At 58.8% G+C, this 17,836-nt stretch carries 16 protein-coding genes; 3 read left to right on the top strand and 13 right to left on the bottom strand.

Features of this window, described 5'->3' with window-relative positions; all coding sequences use genetic code 11:
• Window positions 1-3: 3 nt before the first annotated feature.
• From G6N80_RS03430 to G6N80_RS03395, 8 genes are all read right to left on the bottom strand, one after another.
• A complete protein-coding gene (locus tag G6N80_RS03430; RefSeq protein ID WP_165131273.1) occupies window positions 4-768 on the bottom strand; it encodes an SDR family NAD(P)-dependent oxidoreductase in 765 nt (254 codons plus the stop codon).
• Window positions 769-780: 12 nt separating this feature from the next.
• On the bottom strand, window positions 781-1,665 hold the full coding sequence (locus tag G6N80_RS03425) for an SMP-30/gluconolactonase/LRE family protein (protein WP_062556516.1): 885 nt from the start codon (window positions 1,663-1,665) through the stop codon (window positions 781-783).
• Window positions 1,666-1,675: 10 nt separating this feature from the next.
• Window positions 1,676-2,482: an HpcH/HpaI aldolase family protein gene (locus G6N80_RS03420; RefSeq protein ID WP_165131271.1), complete on the bottom strand. Its 807-nt coding sequence runs from the start codon at window positions 2,480-2,482 to the stop codon at window positions 1,676-1,678.
• Between the two features lie 12 nt (window positions 2,483-2,494).
• Window positions 2,495-4,231 (bottom strand): L-arabinonate dehydratase, encoded by a 1,737-nt coding sequence (gene araD, locus G6N80_RS03415; RefSeq protein ID WP_165131269.1) that lies wholly within the window; start codon window positions 4,229-4,231, stop codon window positions 2,495-2,497.
• A 4-nt stretch (window positions 4,232-4,235) separates the two neighbouring features.
• Complete coding sequence (locus tag G6N80_RS03410; RefSeq protein WP_062556519.1) at window positions 4,236-5,090, bottom strand: carbohydrate ABC transporter permease; 855 nt, start codon at window positions 5,088-5,090, stop codon at window positions 4,236-4,238.
• 4 nt (window positions 5,091-5,094) lie between these two features.
• The gene (locus tag G6N80_RS03405; protein ID WP_244484830.1) at window positions 5,095-5,955 is read right to left on the bottom strand and encodes a carbohydrate ABC transporter permease; all 861 of its coding nucleotides are present in this window, start codon (window positions 5,953-5,955) and stop codon (window positions 5,095-5,097) included.
• A gap of 196 nt (window positions 5,956-6,151) precedes the next feature.
• Window positions 6,152-7,387 carry an ABC transporter substrate-binding protein gene (locus G6N80_RS03400; protein WP_062556520.1) on the bottom strand — a complete coding sequence of 412 codons (1,236 nt, stop codon included), beginning with the start codon at window positions 7,385-7,387 and terminating at the stop codon, window positions 6,152-6,154.
• 56 nt (window positions 7,388-7,443) lie between these two features.
• Window positions 7,444-8,520, bottom strand: a complete 1,077-nt coding sequence (locus tag G6N80_RS03395; RefSeq protein ID WP_062556521.1) for an ABC transporter ATP-binding protein — start codon at window positions 8,518-8,520, stop codon at window positions 7,444-7,446.
• A gap of 246 nt (window positions 8,521-8,766) precedes the next feature.
• Between G6N80_RS03395 and G6N80_RS03390 the strand changes: the two genes are divergently transcribed.
• Window positions 8,767-9,819 carry a LacI family DNA-binding transcriptional regulator gene (locus G6N80_RS03390; RefSeq protein ID WP_246251393.1) on the top strand — a complete coding sequence of 351 codons (1,053 nt, stop codon included), beginning with the start codon at window positions 8,767-8,769 and terminating at the stop codon, window positions 9,817-9,819.
• Here G6N80_RS03390 and G6N80_RS03385 read toward each other — a convergent pair.
• The 5 genes from G6N80_RS03385 to hutI are packed head-to-tail and all read right to left on the bottom strand — an operon-like array spanning window position 9,816 to window position 15,660.
• Complete coding sequence (locus G6N80_RS03385; RefSeq protein WP_165131267.1) at window positions 9,816-10,379, bottom strand: HutD/Ves family protein; 564 nt, start codon at window positions 10,377-10,379, stop codon at window positions 9,816-9,818. The genes G6N80_RS03390 and G6N80_RS03385 overlap by 4 nt on opposite strands.
• A 1-nt stretch (window position 10,380) precedes the next feature.
• On the bottom strand, window positions 10,381-12,054 hold the full coding sequence (hutU, locus tag G6N80_RS03380) for a urocanate hydratase (RefSeq protein ID WP_062556524.1): 1,674 nt from the start codon (window positions 12,052-12,054) through the stop codon (window positions 10,381-10,383).
• A gap of 12 nt (window positions 12,055-12,066) precedes the next feature.
• The gene (hutG, locus tag G6N80_RS03375) at window positions 12,067-12,870 is read right to left on the bottom strand and encodes an N-formylglutamate deformylase (RefSeq protein WP_165131265.1); all 804 of its coding nucleotides are present in this window, start codon (window positions 12,868-12,870) and stop codon (window positions 12,067-12,069) included.
• Between the two features lies 1 nt (window position 12,871).
• Window positions 12,872-14,407 (bottom strand): histidine ammonia-lyase, encoded by a 1,536-nt coding sequence (gene hutH / locus G6N80_RS03370; RefSeq protein WP_165131263.1) that lies wholly within the window; start codon window positions 14,405-14,407, stop codon window positions 12,872-12,874.
• Window positions 14,407-15,660: an imidazolonepropionase gene (gene hutI / locus G6N80_RS03365; protein WP_165131261.1), complete on the bottom strand. Its 1,254-nt coding sequence runs from the start codon at window positions 15,658-15,660 to the stop codon at window positions 14,407-14,409. Before hutI ends, hutH begins: the two co-directional genes overlap by 1 nt.
• Window positions 15,661-15,752: 92 nt before the next feature.
• On the opposite strand from hutI, the gene G6N80_RS03360 reads away from it, so the two are divergent.
• Window positions 15,753-17,102: a formimidoylglutamate deiminase gene (locus G6N80_RS03360; protein WP_165131259.1), complete on the top strand. Its 1,350-nt coding sequence runs from the start codon at window positions 15,753-15,755 to the stop codon at window positions 17,100-17,102.
• Window positions 17,099-17,830 carry a histidine utilization transcriptional repressor HutC gene (gene hutC, locus G6N80_RS03355; protein WP_165131257.1) on the top strand — a complete coding sequence of 244 codons (732 nt, stop codon included), beginning with the start codon at window positions 17,099-17,101 and terminating at the stop codon, window positions 17,828-17,830. Before G6N80_RS03360 ends, hutC begins: the two co-directional genes overlap by 4 nt.
• Window positions 17,831-17,836 lie beyond the last annotated feature (6 nt).

The raw sequence follows: 17,836 nt of genomic DNA, 5'->3' as shown, positions 1-17,836 counted from the left end.
TCCTTAGTTCTGGGTCAGGCCAGCGTCGATGACGAAGTTTGCGCCGGTGCAGCCATTGCTTTCATCCGAGCCGAGAAATAGTGCGAGGCGAGCCACATGGCTGGCGTCGAGACGGAATTTCAATGCCTGGAGATCGATGAACTGCTGGTTCTGCTCTGGACTGGTCCAGAGCTTCAACTGGCGTTCTGTTACGATTGCGCCGGGCACAAGGCAATTGACGCGGATGCCGGATGGGCCGAGTTCGCGCGCCAGCGTCTTGGTCATGCCATTGATGGCCGCTTTCGACGTGGTATAGCCGATCATGCCCGGACGCCCGCGCATCCAGGATATAGACCCGAACATGATGACGGAGCCACCGCCGTTCTCAGTCATGCCCTTCGTCACGGCCTGCGTCATGAAGAATTGGTGATCAAGGTTGAGTGAAAGGGCGCGACGCCAGTATTCAGGCTCAACTTCATCCATCGCGTGGCGGTCGTCCTTGCCTGCATTGTTCAGGAGAACGTTGACGGGTCCATGGTCGCTCTCGATCCGCGCCACCGTTTCCCGTAGAAACGCAATGTCGGTGAGATCACAAGCGTAAAAGCTGGAACCCGTCGCCTCGGCAGTCGCCTTGCCCGCCGCTTCATCGATATCAATAAACGAAACCCGCGCGCCCTGCGCGCGGTAGGCTTTCACCATCTCCTCGCCAATGCCGGAAGCTCCGCCAGTGATCAGCACATGGCGATTTACAAGGGAGCGATAGAGAACGGTATCGTAGGATGCGGACATGTCAGTGCATTCTCAAACGTCGGGATTGAAGAGGGGCTTTGCGAGCCCTGGAACATCGGTGCGCATGGCAAACAATGCGCCGGAAAGCGGAAATTCGGCCAGTTCCTCAGCGGGGCGGCCAATGCTGGCGCTGGTGCAATAGAGCGTACGAAGATCGGCGCCACCAAATGTGACCATGGTCGGGCACTTCGCCGGGACAGGATATTCGGCGAGCAGTTCTCCGTTTGGAGAGTATCGCTGAACGCGCCCACCTTCGAACAGCGCGGTCCAATAGCACCCTTCCGCATCAACCGCGCCACCGTCTGGTCGTCCCTTGTCGGTATCTGAGCCGAACGTGGCAAACATCTGGCGGTTGGTCGCAGCGCCTGTCGCCACGTCATAATCGTAGGTGTAAAGCGAGTAGCGTAGCGTATCGGAATGATAAAGCCGCGTTCCATCCGGCGAAAATGCGACGCCGTTCGAGGTAAACAGGTTGGCTGCCAGTTTCTCCAGGCCACGCTGATCGTATCGATAGAGGCTGGCAATGCCACGTTCGCGCGTTTCGTCCACGGTACCGGCAATGAAGCGACCTGCTGGATCTACCATGCCGTCGTTGAAGCGGCTGATCGTCTGGTCTTCCGGATTATCCGCCAGTTTGCGGATGAGCTGACCGTCATGCGAAATCAGCCAGATGCCGGAGCGCAAGCCTGCGACAAAGCCGCGGCCCTCAGCCAGTCCGATGCAGCCAACCTCTTCCGGCAATTCGATGGTGCCAAGCGAGCTATCCGCAGGGTCGAACCAGTGAATGCGGCTCTTCTTGATATCCACGAAATAGAGCACCTGCTCGGCGACTGACCACAGCGGGCATTCACCGAGGGACGTCTTCGCATCCAGAACGAGGTCGAAACCGGCTGTCACGGGGTCCACCTCAATAGGCCGCCGTTGGGGCAGGTGCGAGAGGCTTGTCTTCGCCCTTCATCTGTCCCAGCCAGTCATTGGCGCGGCCTGTCATCATGGCGATATCGGATGCAATGGCCGCGTAATCATAGCCATAGCCGATGAAGCGCTTCACCATATCCGGGTTCGGGCCGACAATACCGACGGGCTTACCAGCGGCATGCGCATCCTTGGCGGCCTTTTCGATCAGCGCCTGAACTTCCGGATGCGCGATGTTGCCGATGTGGCCCATGGCAGCGGAAAGATCGCCCGGACCGACGAACAACGCATCGATGCCCTCGACAGCAGCAATTTCCGGCAGTCGTTCAATGGCTTCCGGCGTCTCCAACTGAACGATGGTGCAGACATCGTCATTGGCGTTTTTGAGGTAGTTCGGGATCGTGCCGAACTTCGAGCCGCGATGAACGGCAGCAACGCCACGAATGCCGTGCGGCGGGTAGCGCGTGTAGGACGCGGCGGCCTTCGCCTCTTCCGCCGTCTGCACGAAGGGCAGCATCACGGTGCGGGCACCGGCGTCCATACAGCGCTTGACGAGAACCTGATCGTTCCAGGCCAGACGGACAACGGCGTCGGCTGGCGTGCAACCTATAGCGCGCAGAATGTGGGCGAGATCGGACACCTCGATCGGCACATGTTCCATGTCCACCACGAGAAAATCAAATCCCGCATAGCCAAGCGCTTCAGCACTCGCCGGGGCTGCTGCCATCAGCCAGGTGCCGAGCGGCGTTGCACGATGTTTGTCGGACAGCCAGGATTTGAATGGGTTCAGCGTGCTCATGAGGCTCGTCCTTTAGAAAATGACCGGATCCGGCACCTTGGCCGGGCCGCTGAGAAAATCGAAATCGCAGCCCTGATCGGCCTGGCTGACGTGTTGCTGGTAAAGAGCGGCGAACGAACGCTCATAGATGCGGGCCGTGGGTTTCCACTCGGCCCGACGCGCCGCCAGTTCTTCGTCGCTCACCTTCATGTTGATCGTACCGGCCACCACATCCAGTTCGATGAGGTCGCTGGTCTTGACGAGCGCAAGAGGTCCGCCAACAGCCGCTTCCGGCGAAACATGCAGAATGCAGGTGCCATAATGCGTGCCGCTCATGCGCCCGTCGCAGATGCGAACCATGTCGCGCACGCCCTGTTTCAGAAGCTTTTTCGGGATTGGAAGATTGCCCCATTCCGGCATGCCGGGCGCGCCGACAGGCCCTGCGTTGCGCAGAATGATGACGGTATCTTCAGTTACCTCGACATCATCCCGGTCCAGCGTCTTGTTCATGGTTGCCGGATCATCAAATACGATAGCTGGGCCAACATGCTTGAGGAACTTCGGGTTGGCGGCAGACGATTTCATCACCGCGCCGTTGGGCGCGAGGTTTCCACGCAGCACTTCCAGTGTCTTACCCTTGGAGAGCGGTACGACCGGATTGCTTTCGTCGCGGATCACGTCGTCGTTCCAGCAATCTGCATTCGCGATATTTTCGCCAATCGTCTTGCCGTTGACGGTCGGACGCGAAAGATCGAGGTGATGAGAGAATTTTCTAAGCAGCGCATTCAGGCCGCCTGCGAAGTAAAAGTCTTCCATCAGATATTCACCTGACGGGAAGACGTTTGCCGCAACTGGAACCTTTGCCGCCATGGCAGACATGTCATCCAACGTCAGGTCTATGCCTGCGCGCCGCGCCATGGCTACCAGATGAACGGCAGCATTGGTCGAACCACCCAGCGCCATATAGGCCACCAGACCGTTTTCGAAACTTGCCTTGTTGAGAATGTCGGACGGTTTCAGATCTTCCCAGACCATTTCCACGATGCGCGTGCCGCAAAGCGACGCCATACGCGGATGGCCGCTATCGGTTGCGGGAATGGAGGAGGCGCCCGAAAGCGTCATGCCCATGGCATCGGCAATCGATGTCATGGTGGAGGCCGTGCCGATTGTGTTGCAGGTGCCCGCGGAGCGGGTCATCCGGCTTTCCAGATCCACCCAGTCATCCTTGGTGATATTTCCTGCGCGAAGTTCATCCCAGTATTTCTTGGTGTGCGTACCTGCACCCGTCTTGATGCCGCGCCATTGGCCGTTGGACATGGGGCCAGCCGGACAATAGATCACCGGAATATCCATCGAGAATGCGCCCATCAGCAAACCCGGCGTGGATTTGTCGCAGCCGCCGAGTAGCACAGCCCCATCGATGGGATGCGAGCGCAGCAGTTCCTCGCATTCCATGGCAAGGAAATTGCGGTAGAGCATGGTCGTGGGCTTCACCATAACCTCGCCCACCGAAAGTGCCGGCATTTCAACCGGGTAGCCGCCAGCCTGCCAGACGCCGCGCTTAACCGCTTCGGCGCGGTCACGCAGGTGCGAATGGCATGGGCTCATTTCGCTCCACGTGTTGATGATGCCGATAACGGGTCGGCCCATGAACTCTTCGCGACGCATGCCCATCTGCTGGGTCCGCTGACGGTGCGCAAAACCACGCATATCATCGGAAGCGAACCAGCGTTGGCTGCGCAGTTCGGATAAATCTTTTCTTGTGGTCATCTGTTTATCCCTTGATGCCGCCTGCGGTCAGACCGGAAACGACACGTTCCTGGAAGATGACGATGAGGATCGCCACGGGTACGATGCCGACCACCAGCGCCGCCGAAATAACCGGCCAAGGGAAGGCGAATTCACCCTGATAAAGTTGAATACCGACAGGCAGTGTACGAAGCGCCGGATTGGAATTGAAGGACAAGGCCAGCAGGAATTCATCCCAGGCATTGACGAAGGCAAGAATGCCAGCCGTGAAGACACCGGGGGCGCAAAGCGGCACGACCACCTTGAAGAGCGCGCCCATGCGGGTGCAGCCGTCGATCATGGCAGCGTTTTCCAGATCGCGCGGAATGCCTTCGAAGAATGAGACGAGCATCAGCGTGCAGACCGGCAGCGACAGAACCGTGTAGGGCAGGATCAGCGCGATCCAGCTGTTGAGCAGGTTCAAGGCCCGCATGATTTCGAAAAGAGGCACCAGCAGGGTGACGAGCGGGAATGTCGAGACCGCGATGATCAGCGACAGGATCAGCCCGCGATACTTCAGGTTCAAGCGGGCAAGCGCATAAGCCGCGAGAACCGATACCAGCAGCGTCAAACAGGTCGAGAGAAGTGCCACCATGAAGCTGTTGAAGAGGAAGATGTGCAGCGGCTGATCCGAGAAGGCTTGCATGTAGTTTGCAAGCGTCGGCTGATGTGGAAGCCAGGTGATTGGCTTCACGGTCAGTTCCGCCTCCGTCTTCAGCGAGGTGAACAGGATCCAGAGTGCTGGAAACATGCCGTTGACGAGAAGGATCGAGGCGGCAATGAAGCGCAACGGCTTACCGGAGAAGAACGATGTCGAGCCGGAAGATGCAACTTGGCTCATGGTTTTACTCCTTGGTCCGGATGATGCGGAGATAGACGGCGGTAACGCACATGGAGAGTGCGAACATGACGACGGCAAGCGCTGAGCCATAACCCAGATCGAGGAACGAAACCGTGTTCTGGTGGATGTACATGGCAAGCGTCGAGGTAGATGTGCCGGGGCCGCCGCCGGTCATCATGTAGGGGATATCAAAGGTTTGCAGCGCTGTGATCGTACGGAAGATGAGCGCGACGACGATCGCTGGCTTCAGCAGCGGCAGCGTGATTTCGAAGAACTGGCGGATGCGTCCGGCACCGTCCACATCTGCCGCTTCATAGAGCGAGCGCGGTATGGTTTGCAGGCCTGCCAGAATGATCAGCGCCATGAAGGATGAGGTCTTCCAGATAATGGTGAGACAGATGGCAGCAAAGGCGAGGTTCGGAGAGTTGAACCAGATCACACCCTCGATGCCAAAGCGGGCAAGAACATCGTTCACCACGCCGTATTCGGAGTGGAAAAACCAGGCGAAGATCAGGCCGGCGAAGGAAAGTGGCAGCGCCCACGGAATGAGCAGGGACAGGCGAACCGGCCATTGAACGCCGAACGGCAGATTAGCGAGAAGCGCCAGAGCCATGCCGACAATCAGCGCGCCGGGAACGGTGATCAGCGTGATCAGAACCGTATTCCAGGTCGTTTCCCAGAAAACCGGATCCGTGAACATCAGCTGATAGTTCTCGAAGCCAACGAATTCTGCAGGCAGTCCCGATGTCAGCGAGAGGCTGAAAAAGCTCGTATAGCCAAGCCGCAAGACGGGATAGACGATGATCAGCGTCAGAAGAACCGCGGCGGGTGTCAGGAGCAGAACAGCCAGTGCGCGATCGCTCATGTCCAAGAGCTTCACCCAGCCGGGTTGCGCCTTTTCGATCCGGTCAGACGTGGCAATGGTTTGAGTGGTCACCGTGGCAACTCCTGCGATTTTCATCGGCAAAAAATGGTCGTCCTGCAGGATCAGCCATGCGATCACGTGGCAGGGTCAAAGGAGAGGGCAGGGCAATCTGCCCTCTCCGGATGTTATGCGTGGATCAGCGAAGGATACGGCGCAGACGCGCTTCGATCTGTGCAGCGCCATCTTCCGGTGTCGTAACCCCGGCCAGGACCGCGTTTACTGTCGTACGGATGACTTCGCTCACTTCGTTGTAGCGCGGTGTAACCGGGCGTGGTTTTGCGGTCTCGACAACCTGCTTGGCGTCAGCGAACCACGGAGCAGCCTTCAGAACGTCTGCATCCTGGTAGAGCGAAGCATAGGTCGGGAGCAGCGAACCGTTTGCCGCCATGTACTTGGAAGCATCCTTGCTGGAGAGGTATTCAACCAGCTTTTTCGCGGCATCCTGGTTCTTGGAATAGGCGGAAACGCCCCATTCCCAACCTCCGAGGCAGGTCGCAGACTCGCCGCCGGTCACTGCGGGGAGGCGGGTCACGCCGACCTTGCCAGCCACTGCGGAATCCTTGCTCTGCGACTGGGCCCATGCGTAGGACCAGTTGACCGCGAACACCACATTGCCCGCCTGGAACTCCTTGCGAGTATCATCCGTCGCCACTTCGGCAATGTTCTTCTTGGAGACGCCCTCATCCACGAAGCTCTTCCAGAGCTTGAGAGACTTTACGGCGGCATCCTTGTCGAAGGTCAGCTTGCCATTGTCGACCAGGTTCTTTCCCTGGCTCCAGTAGGGCAACAGGAAGGTGCAGACAGCACCCTCGATTGCCTTGCCCTGGAAGGAAAGACCCTGCAGATCCGGGTTGTTTTCCGCACCATTGATCTTCTTTACAGCGGCCTTCAGCTCATCCCAGGTCTTGGGCGGCTGTACGCCATGCTTCTCCAGCAGATCCTTGCGGTAATAGAGGAACATGGAATCGGCAAATGCGGGCAAGGCGACGACCTTGCCATCTACCGTGTTTGCTTCAGCATAGGCTGGCAGATAGACGGACATGTCCTTGCCCGCGAATGGGCTGGTCCAGCCCGCAGCAGCGAACTGAGCCGGACGAATGACATCGAGGATCAGAACGTCGAGCGAAGAATCCTTCGCGGACATGATCGTGTTCAGATACTGCGCCTGCGCTTCGGACGTATTGCCGCCGGTTTCGATCGTGACCTTCGTGCCGGGGTTCGCCGCTTCGAACTGGTCCAGAACCTTGCGCCATACCTGCGGCTGATGCTGGCTGGAAATGTAGACTTTCAGCTCGGTATCAGCAAAGGCAGGTGCCGAAAAACCAAGGACAGTGGCGGACAAAAGCGCGCCGACGATTGGCTTGATGTTCATATTCTCTCTCCCAAACGACTTTTCTATGCGGGTCTGGAAACTCCCCCGCAGGAGTGTCAAGCGATGGCGCGTTCGGTCACGGCATCGAAGAGATGAACCTTGGTCGGATCAAGGCCAAGGCGTAGCTCGGAGCCCACTTCAGGGCGCATTTCTGGCGGCATGCGCGCGGTCAGCATCTCTCCGCCTATAGCGAAGTGCACCAGCGTATCGGAGCCGAGCGGCTCGACGACCTGTACCTTCGCCGCCAGCGTCATTGCAGGATCGGCATGGGTGACGAAATGTTCCGGACGAATGCCGACGATCACATCCCGTCCATCGGAAAGCCCCTGCTTTGCTGAAGCGAGCGAAGACAGCGGAAGGCGATCACCATTTGCGAAAGCCAACGCACCGTTCTGAACCTTCGCCTTTGCAAAATTCATGGCAGGCGAACCCACGAAACCGCCTACGAAAACGCTCTGCGGCTTGTTGTAGACCTCATCTGGCGTACCCACCTGCTCGATATCGCCACCCTTCAGGATTACGATACGGTCGGCGAGGGTCATGGCTTCGACCTGATCATGCGTAACGTAAATGATCGTCGTGCCGATCTGCTGGTGCAGGCGCTTGATTTCGGTGCGAACCTGGCCGCGCAGTTTGGCATCGAGGTTTGAGAGCGGCTCGTCAAACAGGAAGACCTGTGGACGGCGCACGATGGCGCGACCCATGGCCACACGCTGGCGCTGACCACCGGAAAGCTGGCCCGGACGGCGCTCCAGCAGATGGGCAATGCCCAGCATTTCCGCCGCTTCATTGATGCGGCCTTCGGCATCCTTCATCGAGACACCGCGAACCTTCAGGCTGAAGCCCATGTTCTCGCGCACCGTCTTATGCGGATAAAGAGCGTAGTCCTGAAAAACCATAGCTATGTCGCGTTCGCGGGGAGCCAGCTTGTTGACCACCCGTTCACCGATACGAATCTCACCATCGCTGATCGATTCCAGGCCCGCGACCATGCGCAGCGTCGTTGATTTGCCACAGCCGGACGGTCCGACAAAGACAACGAACTCACCATCCTGAATCTCAAGATCGATACCCTTGACGATGCGAAGCGCACCGTAGCTCTTTTCGAGCTTGCGAAGGCTGACAGACGCCATGTATTCCTCCCGGCGACATCATACGGATGCCGCATCCTGCAAATTTTTTCCAATCATAGCGCTACGATTGACAAATGCAATGCCCGCCGAACTTTTTCTTTCGGATGTTGATAAACTATGCATGCTCCCGCACTATGCATGAGAAAAAAATGTTGCAATACAAGCAATAAGCTGCGAGTTTGAAGCGGCGATTACAGAATTGCTGAAACGCGATTTCCTTGATCGCAGCGCTGTATAGGAGGAGATATGGCGGATCAGGCCAAAGGGCAAACGGAGCGCCCGCAGCGGCGCCGGCGCAAGATGCAGAGCGTCACCATGATGGACGTCGCAGAGTTTGCGCAGGTGTCTCCGTCGACGGTTTCCCTGTATCTGCGTCGCCCGGAAGCCGTGTCCGCCAGTGCTGGCAGCACGATAGCACGCGCGATCGAGAAGCTGAACTACGTTCCGAACCTCGTGGCCGGAGGACTGGCAGCCGCATCGTCGCGTGCCGTGAGTATCATCGTGCCGTCGGTGCGCAACGCCTTTTTTGCCGAAACGGTCGCGGCGATGCAGAACACACTGCGCAAGGAAAAGCTGCAGCTGATCCTGGGTCATACTGAGTATGATGAGCGGGAAGAGGAGGAGCTGGTCAAGACAGCCCTGTCCTGGGCGCCTGCGGCGATCGTTCTCACTGGACTGTCTCACAGCGATACGACCCGGCGCATGCTGCAAAAGGTCAGCGTTCCCGTGATCGAAATCTGGGAACTGGGAGGGCAGCAGATTGATGCGGCCATCGGGTTCCATCACGATCAGGTGGGCGCCGCTGCTGCAAAACATCTGATTCAGCAGGGCCGACGAAATCTTGCCTATCTCGGTGCACGTCTTCACGAAGACAGACGCGCAAAACAGCGCTGCGATGGCTTCGTCGAGGCGGCAAAAGGCGCGGGCGTCACCGTTGATATCGTCCAGCATCCCGCCGCCGCATCAGCCGAGGTGGGCGGCATGCTTCTATCGGAAGCACTTCAAGCTTTGCCGCAACTGGATGGTGTCGCCTGCTCGAACGATCACGTTGCGCTCGGCGCGCTGTTTGAATGCGAACGATCCTCGATCAGCGTCCCGGAGCGGCTCTCTATCGTCGGATTTGGCGATCTGAGCTTCAGCGCTGCATGCAATCCACCTTTGACGACGATCCGTCCGTCAGGCGATCTGATCGGGCGTGAAGCCGCGCGGCTCATCATCGAACACATGGCGGGCAAAGAGCCTGAACCACAGATTTCGATCGATACCCGCTTTACCCTGCTTCACCGCCGTAGCAGTTAGACGGTTCGGATCTCTATCTTAAGCGCAGATCCTGAGCCGCTTACGGACAGGAGTGTGCTCTCCAGCGGAATTGCGGCGCAGTCGAAAGTGTGCAGTTCGAAGCGACCAATCTCCAGTTCGACGACTACAGTTCCGGAAGAGCAGAAGATGAACACAGTCGCCTCGTTGCGCCGCCCGATGAAGGGAAGCTTCAGGCGTTCCACCTGATGTGTACACCTTAAGCGTCTCGTCATGACGTTAAGATCGACGACCGTTCCCCCCAGCAATCTTGCCGATGTCGCAACATCCGCCGGAAAGTGGTGGGGCTGGGAAGCATGAGTAAGAGCCAGCCTTTCCCCGGCAATCTCAAGCTCCATGCCCTCGCCGGATAGAATGGTCAGTGTCCGGTCGATTTCGGCGAAGGACGAAAACGGACCATCGCTGGCAACCGTTGCAATACTGATACGCCATTCAAAATCGGCCAGACTTGCATCCTTCGGAAAGACGGCGATTTCCGCCGTCTCCCCGCCACCATTCTTCCAGGGCATGCGCTTGTAGTCGGCAGCCTTGAAGATCTTCATCTCAGTTGCCCAGAATGCCGGGCAGGCGCAGACCCTTCTCAGCCGCGCAGTCGAGCGCGATATCGTAGCCCGCATCCGCATGACGCATGACGCCGGTTGCCGGATCGTTCCAGAGCACCCGCTCCAGCCGGCGGGCGGCATCATCCGTGCCGTCAGCGCAGATGACCATGCCGGAATGCTGGCTGAAGCCCATGCCCACACCGCCGCCATGATGCAGCGATACCCAGGTCGCACCGGATGCGCAGTTCAGTAGAGCGTTCAGCAGCGGCCAGTCCGAGACAGCGTCAGACCCGTCCTTCATCGCTTCCGTCTCGCGGTTTGGCGAAGAAACCGAACCTGAATCAAGATGATCGCGACCGATGACGACCGGCGCCTTCAACTCGCCATTGCGCACCATTTCGTTGAAGGCGAGGCCCAGCTTGTGGCGGTCGCCAAGGCCGACCCAGCAAATACGCGCCGGCAGGCCCTGGAAGGCGATACGCTCACGCGCCATATCCAGCCAGTTGTGCAAATGCTTGTTGTCGGGAAGCAGTTCCTTCACCTTGGCATCGGTCTTGTAGATATCTTCCGGATCGCCGGAAAGGGCGGCCCAACGGAACGGGCCAATGCCGCGGCAAAACAGCGGGCGGATATAGGCAGGAACGAAGCCGGGGAAGGCAAAGGCGTTCTCGAAACCTTCTTCCTTCGCAACCTGACGGATGTTGTTGCCATAATCCAGTGTCGGGATGCCCATGTTCCAGAAGTCGACCATGGCCTGTACATGCACCTTCATCGAAGCGCGGGCGGCTGCCTCGACGGCCTTCGGATCACTCTCCTGTTTGGCGCGCCATTCGGCAACCGTCCAGCCAGCGGGGAGATAGCCGTGGATCGGGTCATGCGCTGATGTCTGGTCGGTCACGATGTCCGGCTTCACACCCCGGCGCACGAGTTCCGGGAAAATGTCCGCGGCGTTGCCGAGGAGACCGACGGACTTTGCCTCGCCTGCCTTGGTCCACTGATCGATCAGGGCCAGTGCTTCATCCAGCGTGTGCGCCTTGGCGTCGACATAGCGGGTGCGCAGGCGAAAATCGATGCGGGTTTCATCGCACTCCACCGCAAGGCAGCAGGCACCGGCCATGACGGCTGCGAGAGGCTGTGCGCCGCCCATTCCGCCGAGGCCGCCGGTGAGGATCCACTTGCCCTTCAGGTTGCCGTTGTAGTGCTGGCGACCGGCTTCCACGAAGGTCTCATAGGTGCCCTGTACGATCCCCTGCGTGCCGATGTAGATCCACGAGCCGGCGGTCATCTGGCCGTACATGGCCAGACCCTTCTTATCCAGCTCGTTGAAATGGTCCCAGGTGGCCCAGTGTGGCACGAGGTTGGAGTTTGCAATGAGAACCCGAGGCGCATCCTTATGGGTACGGAATACGCCGACCGGCTTGCCGGACTGAACGATCAGTGTTTCTTCTTCCGTCAGGGTCTTCAATGTCTCGACGATCTTGTCGAAATCGTTCCAGGTGCGTGCCGCACGGCCAATGCCGCCGTAGACGACCAGATCATGCGGGCGCTCCGCAACATCCGGATCCAGGTTGTTCATGAGCATGCGTAGCGGCGCCTCCGTCATCCAGCTCTTGGCGGAAAGTTCTGTCCCGGTGGCGGCGCGCACATCGCGAATGTTATGACGCGGGTTATTCATGATCGTGTTCCCTCAGTTCTTGAGTTCGAGCGCGATGGCTTCGATTTTGGTCAGAATGGTTTTCAAGTGGATGCGCAATCGATCTGCTTTCGGCGCATCATAGGCGAAGGGTGGCGCTTCCGTTTGCAGATGCGTGATCTGCGCCAGTTCCATCTGGATGGCGTGCACGCCGTGCTCCGGTTTCCCGTAATGCCGCGTCGTCCAGCCGCCCTTGAAGCGACCGTTCAAGACATGGGTATAGCCTTCTGCGCCTGCCGCAACATCCTTGGCGGCCGCTTCGATCCGTGCATCGCAGGTTCGGCCGGAATCCGTGCCGATGTTGAAGTCGGGCAGTGTGCCATCGAACAGGAAAGGGATGAGCGAGCGGATGGAGTGGCAATCATAAAGGACTGCTACCCCGTGGATCGACTTGACGCGCTCGATCTCTCCTGCGAGGGCTGCGTGATAGGGCGCATGGAACCCTGCCAGCCGATCGGCGATGTCCGTGCTTGTGGGTTCCTCGCCTTGCCTCCAGATCGCCTTGCCATCAAAATCCGTACTAGGCACCAGATCCGTCGTGTTCTGGCCCGGATAAAGGCTGTGGCCCGATGGATCGCGATTGGCATCGATCACATAGCGGTGGAAGGTGGCGCGCACCGTGGTCGCATCGGGCAACAGTCCGGCATAGAGCTCATGAATGTGCCAGTCGGTGTCCGCCAGCAGCTTTCCGTTGTCATTCAATCTGTCCCAGATGTTCGAGGGAACATCCGTGCCCGTATGAGGAAAGGCCAGAATGACGGGCGATGTACCTTGCCTGACTTCGAAGACTTTGCTCATCTCATCCCTCCAGACCGGGGAGCAGGCCGTTCGAAACGCTGGCAGTCAGAGCGCCGCTGGCGACAAGCCGTCCGGCAGCCTCCAGATCCGGCGCCATATAACGGTCTTCCTCCAGCGTCGGAACGACAGCGCGCAGGGCGGAAATTGCTTTTACGAGCTCGGGGCTCGTGATGAGCGGAGCGCGGAACTCGACCCCTTGGGCTGCCGTCAATGCCTCAATGCCGATGATGGAGAAAAGATTGTCCGTCATCTGCAGCAGTCGGCGCGCACCATGGCAGGCCATGGAAACGTGATCTTCCTGATTGGCTGATGTCGGGGTGGAATCGACCGATGCCGGATGAGACATCTGCTTGTTTTCGCTCATCAGCGCAGCTGAGGTGACTTCCGCGATCATAAGACCGGAATTGAGACCCGGCTTTTTTGCCAGGAATGCGGGAAGACCGTAAGACAGGGCAGGATCGACCAGCAGAGCAATGCGGCGCTGGGCAATTGCGCCTATTTCACAGATAGCGATTGCAATCTGGTCGGCTGCGAAGGCAACCGGCTCCGCATGAAAATTGCCGCCCGAAACGACGCTGTCGTCAGACAGCACGAGCGGGTTGTCGGTTACGGCATTGGCCTCGATTTCCAGAGTGCGGCCAGCCATGCGCAGAAGATCCAGGCAGGCGCCATCGACTTGCGGTTGGCACCGAATGCAATAGGGATCCTGAACGCGCTCATCGCCCTCCAGATGGCTCTGGCGAATAACCGAGCCGTCGAGCAGACCGCGCAGGGCCGCCGCCGTATCGATCTGCCCCTTATGGCCCCGCAGAGTGTGAATATCTTCCGTGAAGGGTGCGGAGGAACCCATGGCTGCATCGGTGGAAAGGGCGCCCGTAATCAGCGCCGCCTGTGCAGCGCGATGCGCACGGAAGAGACCGGTCAGCGCCAGCGCCGTCGAAGCCTGCGTACCGTTGATCAACGCCAGACCTTCCTTGGCGGCGAGAACGACCGGCGTCAGACCGGCGCGTTTCAGTGCTTCCGCGCCGGAAAGGCGCTCACCCTGGAAGAAGGCCTCTGCTTCGCCCATCATCACCGCGGCCATATGGGCAAGCGGCGCGAGATCACCGGAGGCGCCGACGGAGCCTTTTTCCGGGATCAGCGGCGTGACACCTTTCTCCAGCATGCCTTCAATCAGGCGTACCAGTTCCAGCCGCACGCCAGACGCGCCGCGCCCCAACGAAATCAGCTTCAGCGCCATGATCAGGCGGACGATGTTTTCCGGCAGGGCAGCGCCAACGCCGCAGCAATGCGAGAGGATGAGGTTGCGCTGAAGCGTGGCCGTATCGGCTGCGTCAATCTTGATGGATGCAAGTTTGCCGAAACCGGTATTGATCCCGTAGACCGGCTCATTGCCTGCCGCGATTGCCGCAATGCGTGCGGCAGCCTTCGCAATACGAGCATCGAAGCTGCGATCCAATACTGCGCTCTCGCCATTCCAGTAAATGCGCGAAAGATCCGCAAGGCTGACATTGCCGGGGTGAAGTGTAATCGTCATCAGAATGCTCCTGTCGGCGATGAAGCAAATGTCTCGCCTTTGAAAATGCGTGCGTGAATTGGATTGAAGCCCATGCGATAGAGCAGCTCGGCCGGTCGCTCGACGGACCAGATCGTGAAATCCGCCGACTTCCCGACACCCAGCGTGCCGGTTCTATCGGCAAGGCCAAGCGCCTTTGCTGCCTCGCGCGTGACACCCGCCAAGCATTCCTCGACGGTCATGCCGAAAAGCGTCGCGCCCATGTTCATGGTCATCAGCAATGAGGTTAGGGGGGAAGTTCCGGGGTTGCTGTCCGTTGCCAGTGCGATAGAGGCCCCTGCTTGTCTCAGCGCATCGACCGGCGGCAACTGCTTTTCTCGTAACGTGTAGAAGGCTCCGGGCAGCAGGACGGCAACAGTGCCGGCTCGGGCGAGAGCCGCAGCATCCTCATCCGCAAGATATTCCAGATGATCTGCCGACAGCGCCCCGTATGAGGCAGCCAGCCTCGCACCCTTCAGATCGGAAAGTTGCTCGGCATGCAGCTTGACGGCTAAGCCCAGACGCTTTGCCTCATCGAACACGAGCGCAATTTCATCCGGCGAGAAGGCAATGCCTTCGCAGAAGCCATCAACTGCATCCACAAGACCTTCGGCATGGGCGGCCCGCAGACCGGGCAGAACGACGTCCTTGATGTAGTCTGCCTTACGGTCCTTGTATTCTGGTGGGGTTGCGTGCGCAGCAAGCCATGTTGTGAGAATACGGACCGGGCGAAGCTTCGCCAGCCGTCGCGCCGCGCGCAACATGTTCAATTCGCCTTCGATCGTGAGTGCGTAGCCGGATTTGATCTCAATGGTCGAAACGCCTTCTGCGATCAGCGTATCCAGCCTCGGCAGAGCCTGATCAGCCAGCTGTTCTACGCTCAGGGCGCGGGTAGCCTTAACGGATGAAATGATCCCGCCGCCAGCCTTGGCAATGTCCTCGTAGCTTGCGCCCGCCAGCCGCATTTCGAATTCCAGGGCGCGGTTGCCGCCATAGATAAGGTGGGTATGGCAATCGATGAAAGAGGGGAGGATCCAGCGACCGCCGCAGTCTACGGCATTGGTCCTGTCAAATGCAGGGGCGTTGTCGCGTGGGCCGACATACTCGATCATGCCATTTCGAACGATAATGACCCCCTCATCGATCATGTCGGCCTGCGGGACCATGGTGGAGATCCGGGCATTCACCCAGATTTTCTTATCCGTCCCCGATCCTGATGTCTCGTTTCTCGTCATGGCTCCACCTTCCCGATTGCCTATAATGTATATACATGATAATTCTCTTCGCAAGAGACAAAAATGAAAAACCTGATCCGGAGGAGTTGAAGATGCGCACTGCCATTCACGCGAAAAGGGCCCTCTTGCCCCAGGGCTGGGCCAGCGATGTGCGTATTGAAGTGGCGGATGGCAGGGTTCACTCGGTAAGTTCTGGCATTCCTGCCCAAAGTGGGGAGGAAGCTTGCGCTCTGCTTTTGCCTGCGGTTCCAAACCTGCACAGTCATGCGTTTCAGCGTGCCATGGCCGGGCTTGCAGAGGTGAGGGGCCCAGGAGACGATTCGTTCTGGAGCTGGCGCACCCTGATGTACCGGTTCGCGCTCTCGATGAGCCCGGATCAGGTCGAGGCGGTGGCTGCGCAGCTCTACATGGAAATGCTTGAAGCGGGCTTTAGTCGTGTCGGTGAATTTCACTATCTGCATCACGACAAGGACGGCCAGCACTATGCGAATATAGCCGAAATGGCTGAGCGGGTCGCCGCTGCAAGCGCGGATGCTGGGATATCACTGACCTTGCTGCCAGTATTTTATGCGCATTCCGGTTTCGGTGGCGCAGCGCCGAGCGAAGGTCAGCGCCGCTTCATTCATGATCTGGAGGCATTCAACCGGCAGATGGAGGCGTGCCGGACGCTCATTGAAAGCCTGCCGAACGGACAACTCGGCATAGCGCCCCATAGTCTGCGCGCTGCAACTCCAGATGAACTCGCAGCTCTTTTGCCCCTTGCAAAGCAGGGTCCAATCCACATTCATGTCGCGGAGCAGGTGAGAGAAGTTGAGGATTGCAAGGTGTCACTCGGTGCCAGGCCGGTGGAATGGCTGCTGCACAATGTGCCGGTTGACGAGCGCTGGTGCCTCATCCACGCAACGCATATGCTGGAGGCGGAAACAGTAGAGATGGCGAAGCGAGGCGCAATTGCCGGTCTCTGCCCGATCACCGAGGCAAATCTGGGTGACGGCATTTTCGACGGCGTCCGCTTCCGTTCTGCTGGAGGCAGATGGGGGGTAGGCTCGGATTCAAACGTTCTCATCTCGGTCGCTCAGGAACTTCGCCAGCTTGAATATTCCCAGCGCCTTGGGCTTCGGTCCCGCAATGCGCTGACGGATCCTGGTCGTTCCACCGGCAGGGCGCTCTTTGAAGAAGCGGTGCGCGGCGGTGCACGCGCATTGAACACAGCGGCCTCGATACAGGCTGGCTCAGACGCTGACTTTATCTCTTTGGATGTATCCTCTGTTCCTCATTTGTCAGATGACCAAATTCTCGATAGTTGGATATTTGCTGAAACTGTTACCGTGGATTGTGTCTGGTCCGCCGGTCGAAAAATGGTCGAGCAGGGGCGCCATATTCATCGCGACCGCATCGACAATCGATTCCGTCGGGCAATGCAGGAACTGATGAGCCAATGAAAACCGAAAAGGACGGAACGCTCCACAATCGTATCCTTGGCGATATCGAACGTCGCATTCTGTCCGGAGAGTGGCCGCCGGGCCACCGTTTGCCATTCGAGGTGGATCTGGCGGAGCAGTACGGCTGCTCGCGTATGACCGCGAACAAGGTGCTGACGCAGCTTGCGCGTGCCGGAATGATCGAGCGTCGAAAGAAGTCCGGTAGCTTCGTGTCGCAGCCTGTGGCTCAGGCGGCTGTTTTGCAGATTCACGACATCGAGGCCGAAGTTAAATCGCTACGACAACACTACGGCTATCGTCTGCTCGCTCGCAGCAGAAGAGCGGCGACGGAGGCGGATCGTCAACGTATCGAAGTCGAACCCGCGACAGAGCTTCTGGATCTTACCTGCCTTCATGAGGCGGATGGCAAGCCCTTCTGTCTTGAGCACCGGTTGATCAACCTCAGTTGCGTTCCGGAAGCCGCCGATGAAGATTTCTCCCGATCGGCAGCTGGCCCCTGGCTGGTCAGCCGAGTTCCGTGGAACGCGGCCGAGCATCGAATCGAAGCCGTCTCCGCCAATGCGGAACTGGCTAAGATGTTGCAAATCGCGAGACAGACAGCATGTCTTGTCATTTGCCGACGTACCTGGGGTTCTGATGGTCTGGTTACGGCCGTCAGGCTGACCTATCCGGGTGAGCGTCACACGCTGGTCGCCCGATTTGAACCGGGCGAAGCCGAGCGCGGGTAGCTGAAC

This window comes from Rhizobium rhizoryzae (assembly GCF_011046895.1).
GTDB lineage: Bacteria > Pseudomonadota > Alphaproteobacteria > Rhizobiales > Rhizobiaceae > Neorhizobium > Neorhizobium rhizoryzae.
This window is presented reverse-complemented; position numbering and strand designations above follow the sequence as displayed.

Coding starts and splice junctions, on each gene's coding strand:
- G6N80_RS03410 (WP_062556519.1), bottom strand. CDS start 5,090: ATGAGCCAAGTTGCATCTTCCGGCTCGACATCGTTCTTCTCCGGTAAG.
- G6N80_RS03405 (WP_244484830.1), bottom strand. CDS start 5,955: ATGAGCGATCGCGCACTGGCTGTTCTGCTCCTGACACCCGCCGCGGTT.
- hutU (WP_062556524.1), bottom strand. CDS start 12,054: ATGAATAACCCGCGTCATAACATTCGCGATGTGCGCGCCGCCACCGGG.
- hutI (WP_165131261.1), bottom strand. CDS start 15,660: ATGACGAGAAACGAGACATCAGGATCGGGGACGGATAAGAAAATCTGG.
- G6N80_RS03360 (WP_165131259.1), top strand. CDS start 15,753: ATGCGCACTGCCATTCACGCGAAAAGGGCCCTCTTGCCCCAGGGCTGG.
- G6N80_RS03395 (WP_062556521.1), bottom strand. CDS start 8,520: ATGGCGTCTGTCAGCCTTCGCAAGCTCGAAAAGAGCTACGGTGCGCTT.
- G6N80_RS03390 (WP_246251393.1), top strand. CDS start 8,767: ATGGCGGATCAGGCCAAAGGGCAAACGGAGCGCCCGCAGCGGCGCCGG.
- G6N80_RS03430 (WP_165131273.1), bottom strand. CDS start 768: ATGTCCGCATCCTACGATACCGTTCTCTATCGCTCCCTTGTAAATCGC.
- G6N80_RS03400 (WP_062556520.1), bottom strand. CDS start 7,387: ATGAACATCAAGCCAATCGTCGGCGCGCTTTTGTCCGCCACTGTCCTT.
- hutG (WP_165131265.1), bottom strand. CDS start 12,870: ATGAGCAAAGTCTTCGAAGTCAGGCAAGGTACATCGCCCGTCATTCTG.
- G6N80_RS03385 (WP_165131267.1), bottom strand. CDS start 10,379: ATGAAGATCTTCAAGGCTGCCGACTACAAGCGCATGCCCTGGAAGAAT.
- hutH (WP_165131263.1), bottom strand. CDS start 14,407: ATGACGATTACACTTCACCCCGGCAATGTCAGCCTTGCGGATCTTTCG.
- araD (WP_165131269.1), bottom strand. CDS start 4,231: ATGACCACAAGAAAAGATTTATCCGAACTGCGCAGCCAACGCTGGTTC.
- hutC (WP_165131257.1), top strand. CDS start 17,099: ATGAAAACCGAAAAGGACGGAACGCTCCACAATCGTATCCTTGGCGAT.
- G6N80_RS03420 (WP_165131271.1), bottom strand. CDS start 2,482: ATGAGCACGCTGAACCCATTCAAATCCTGGCTGTCCGACAAACATCGT.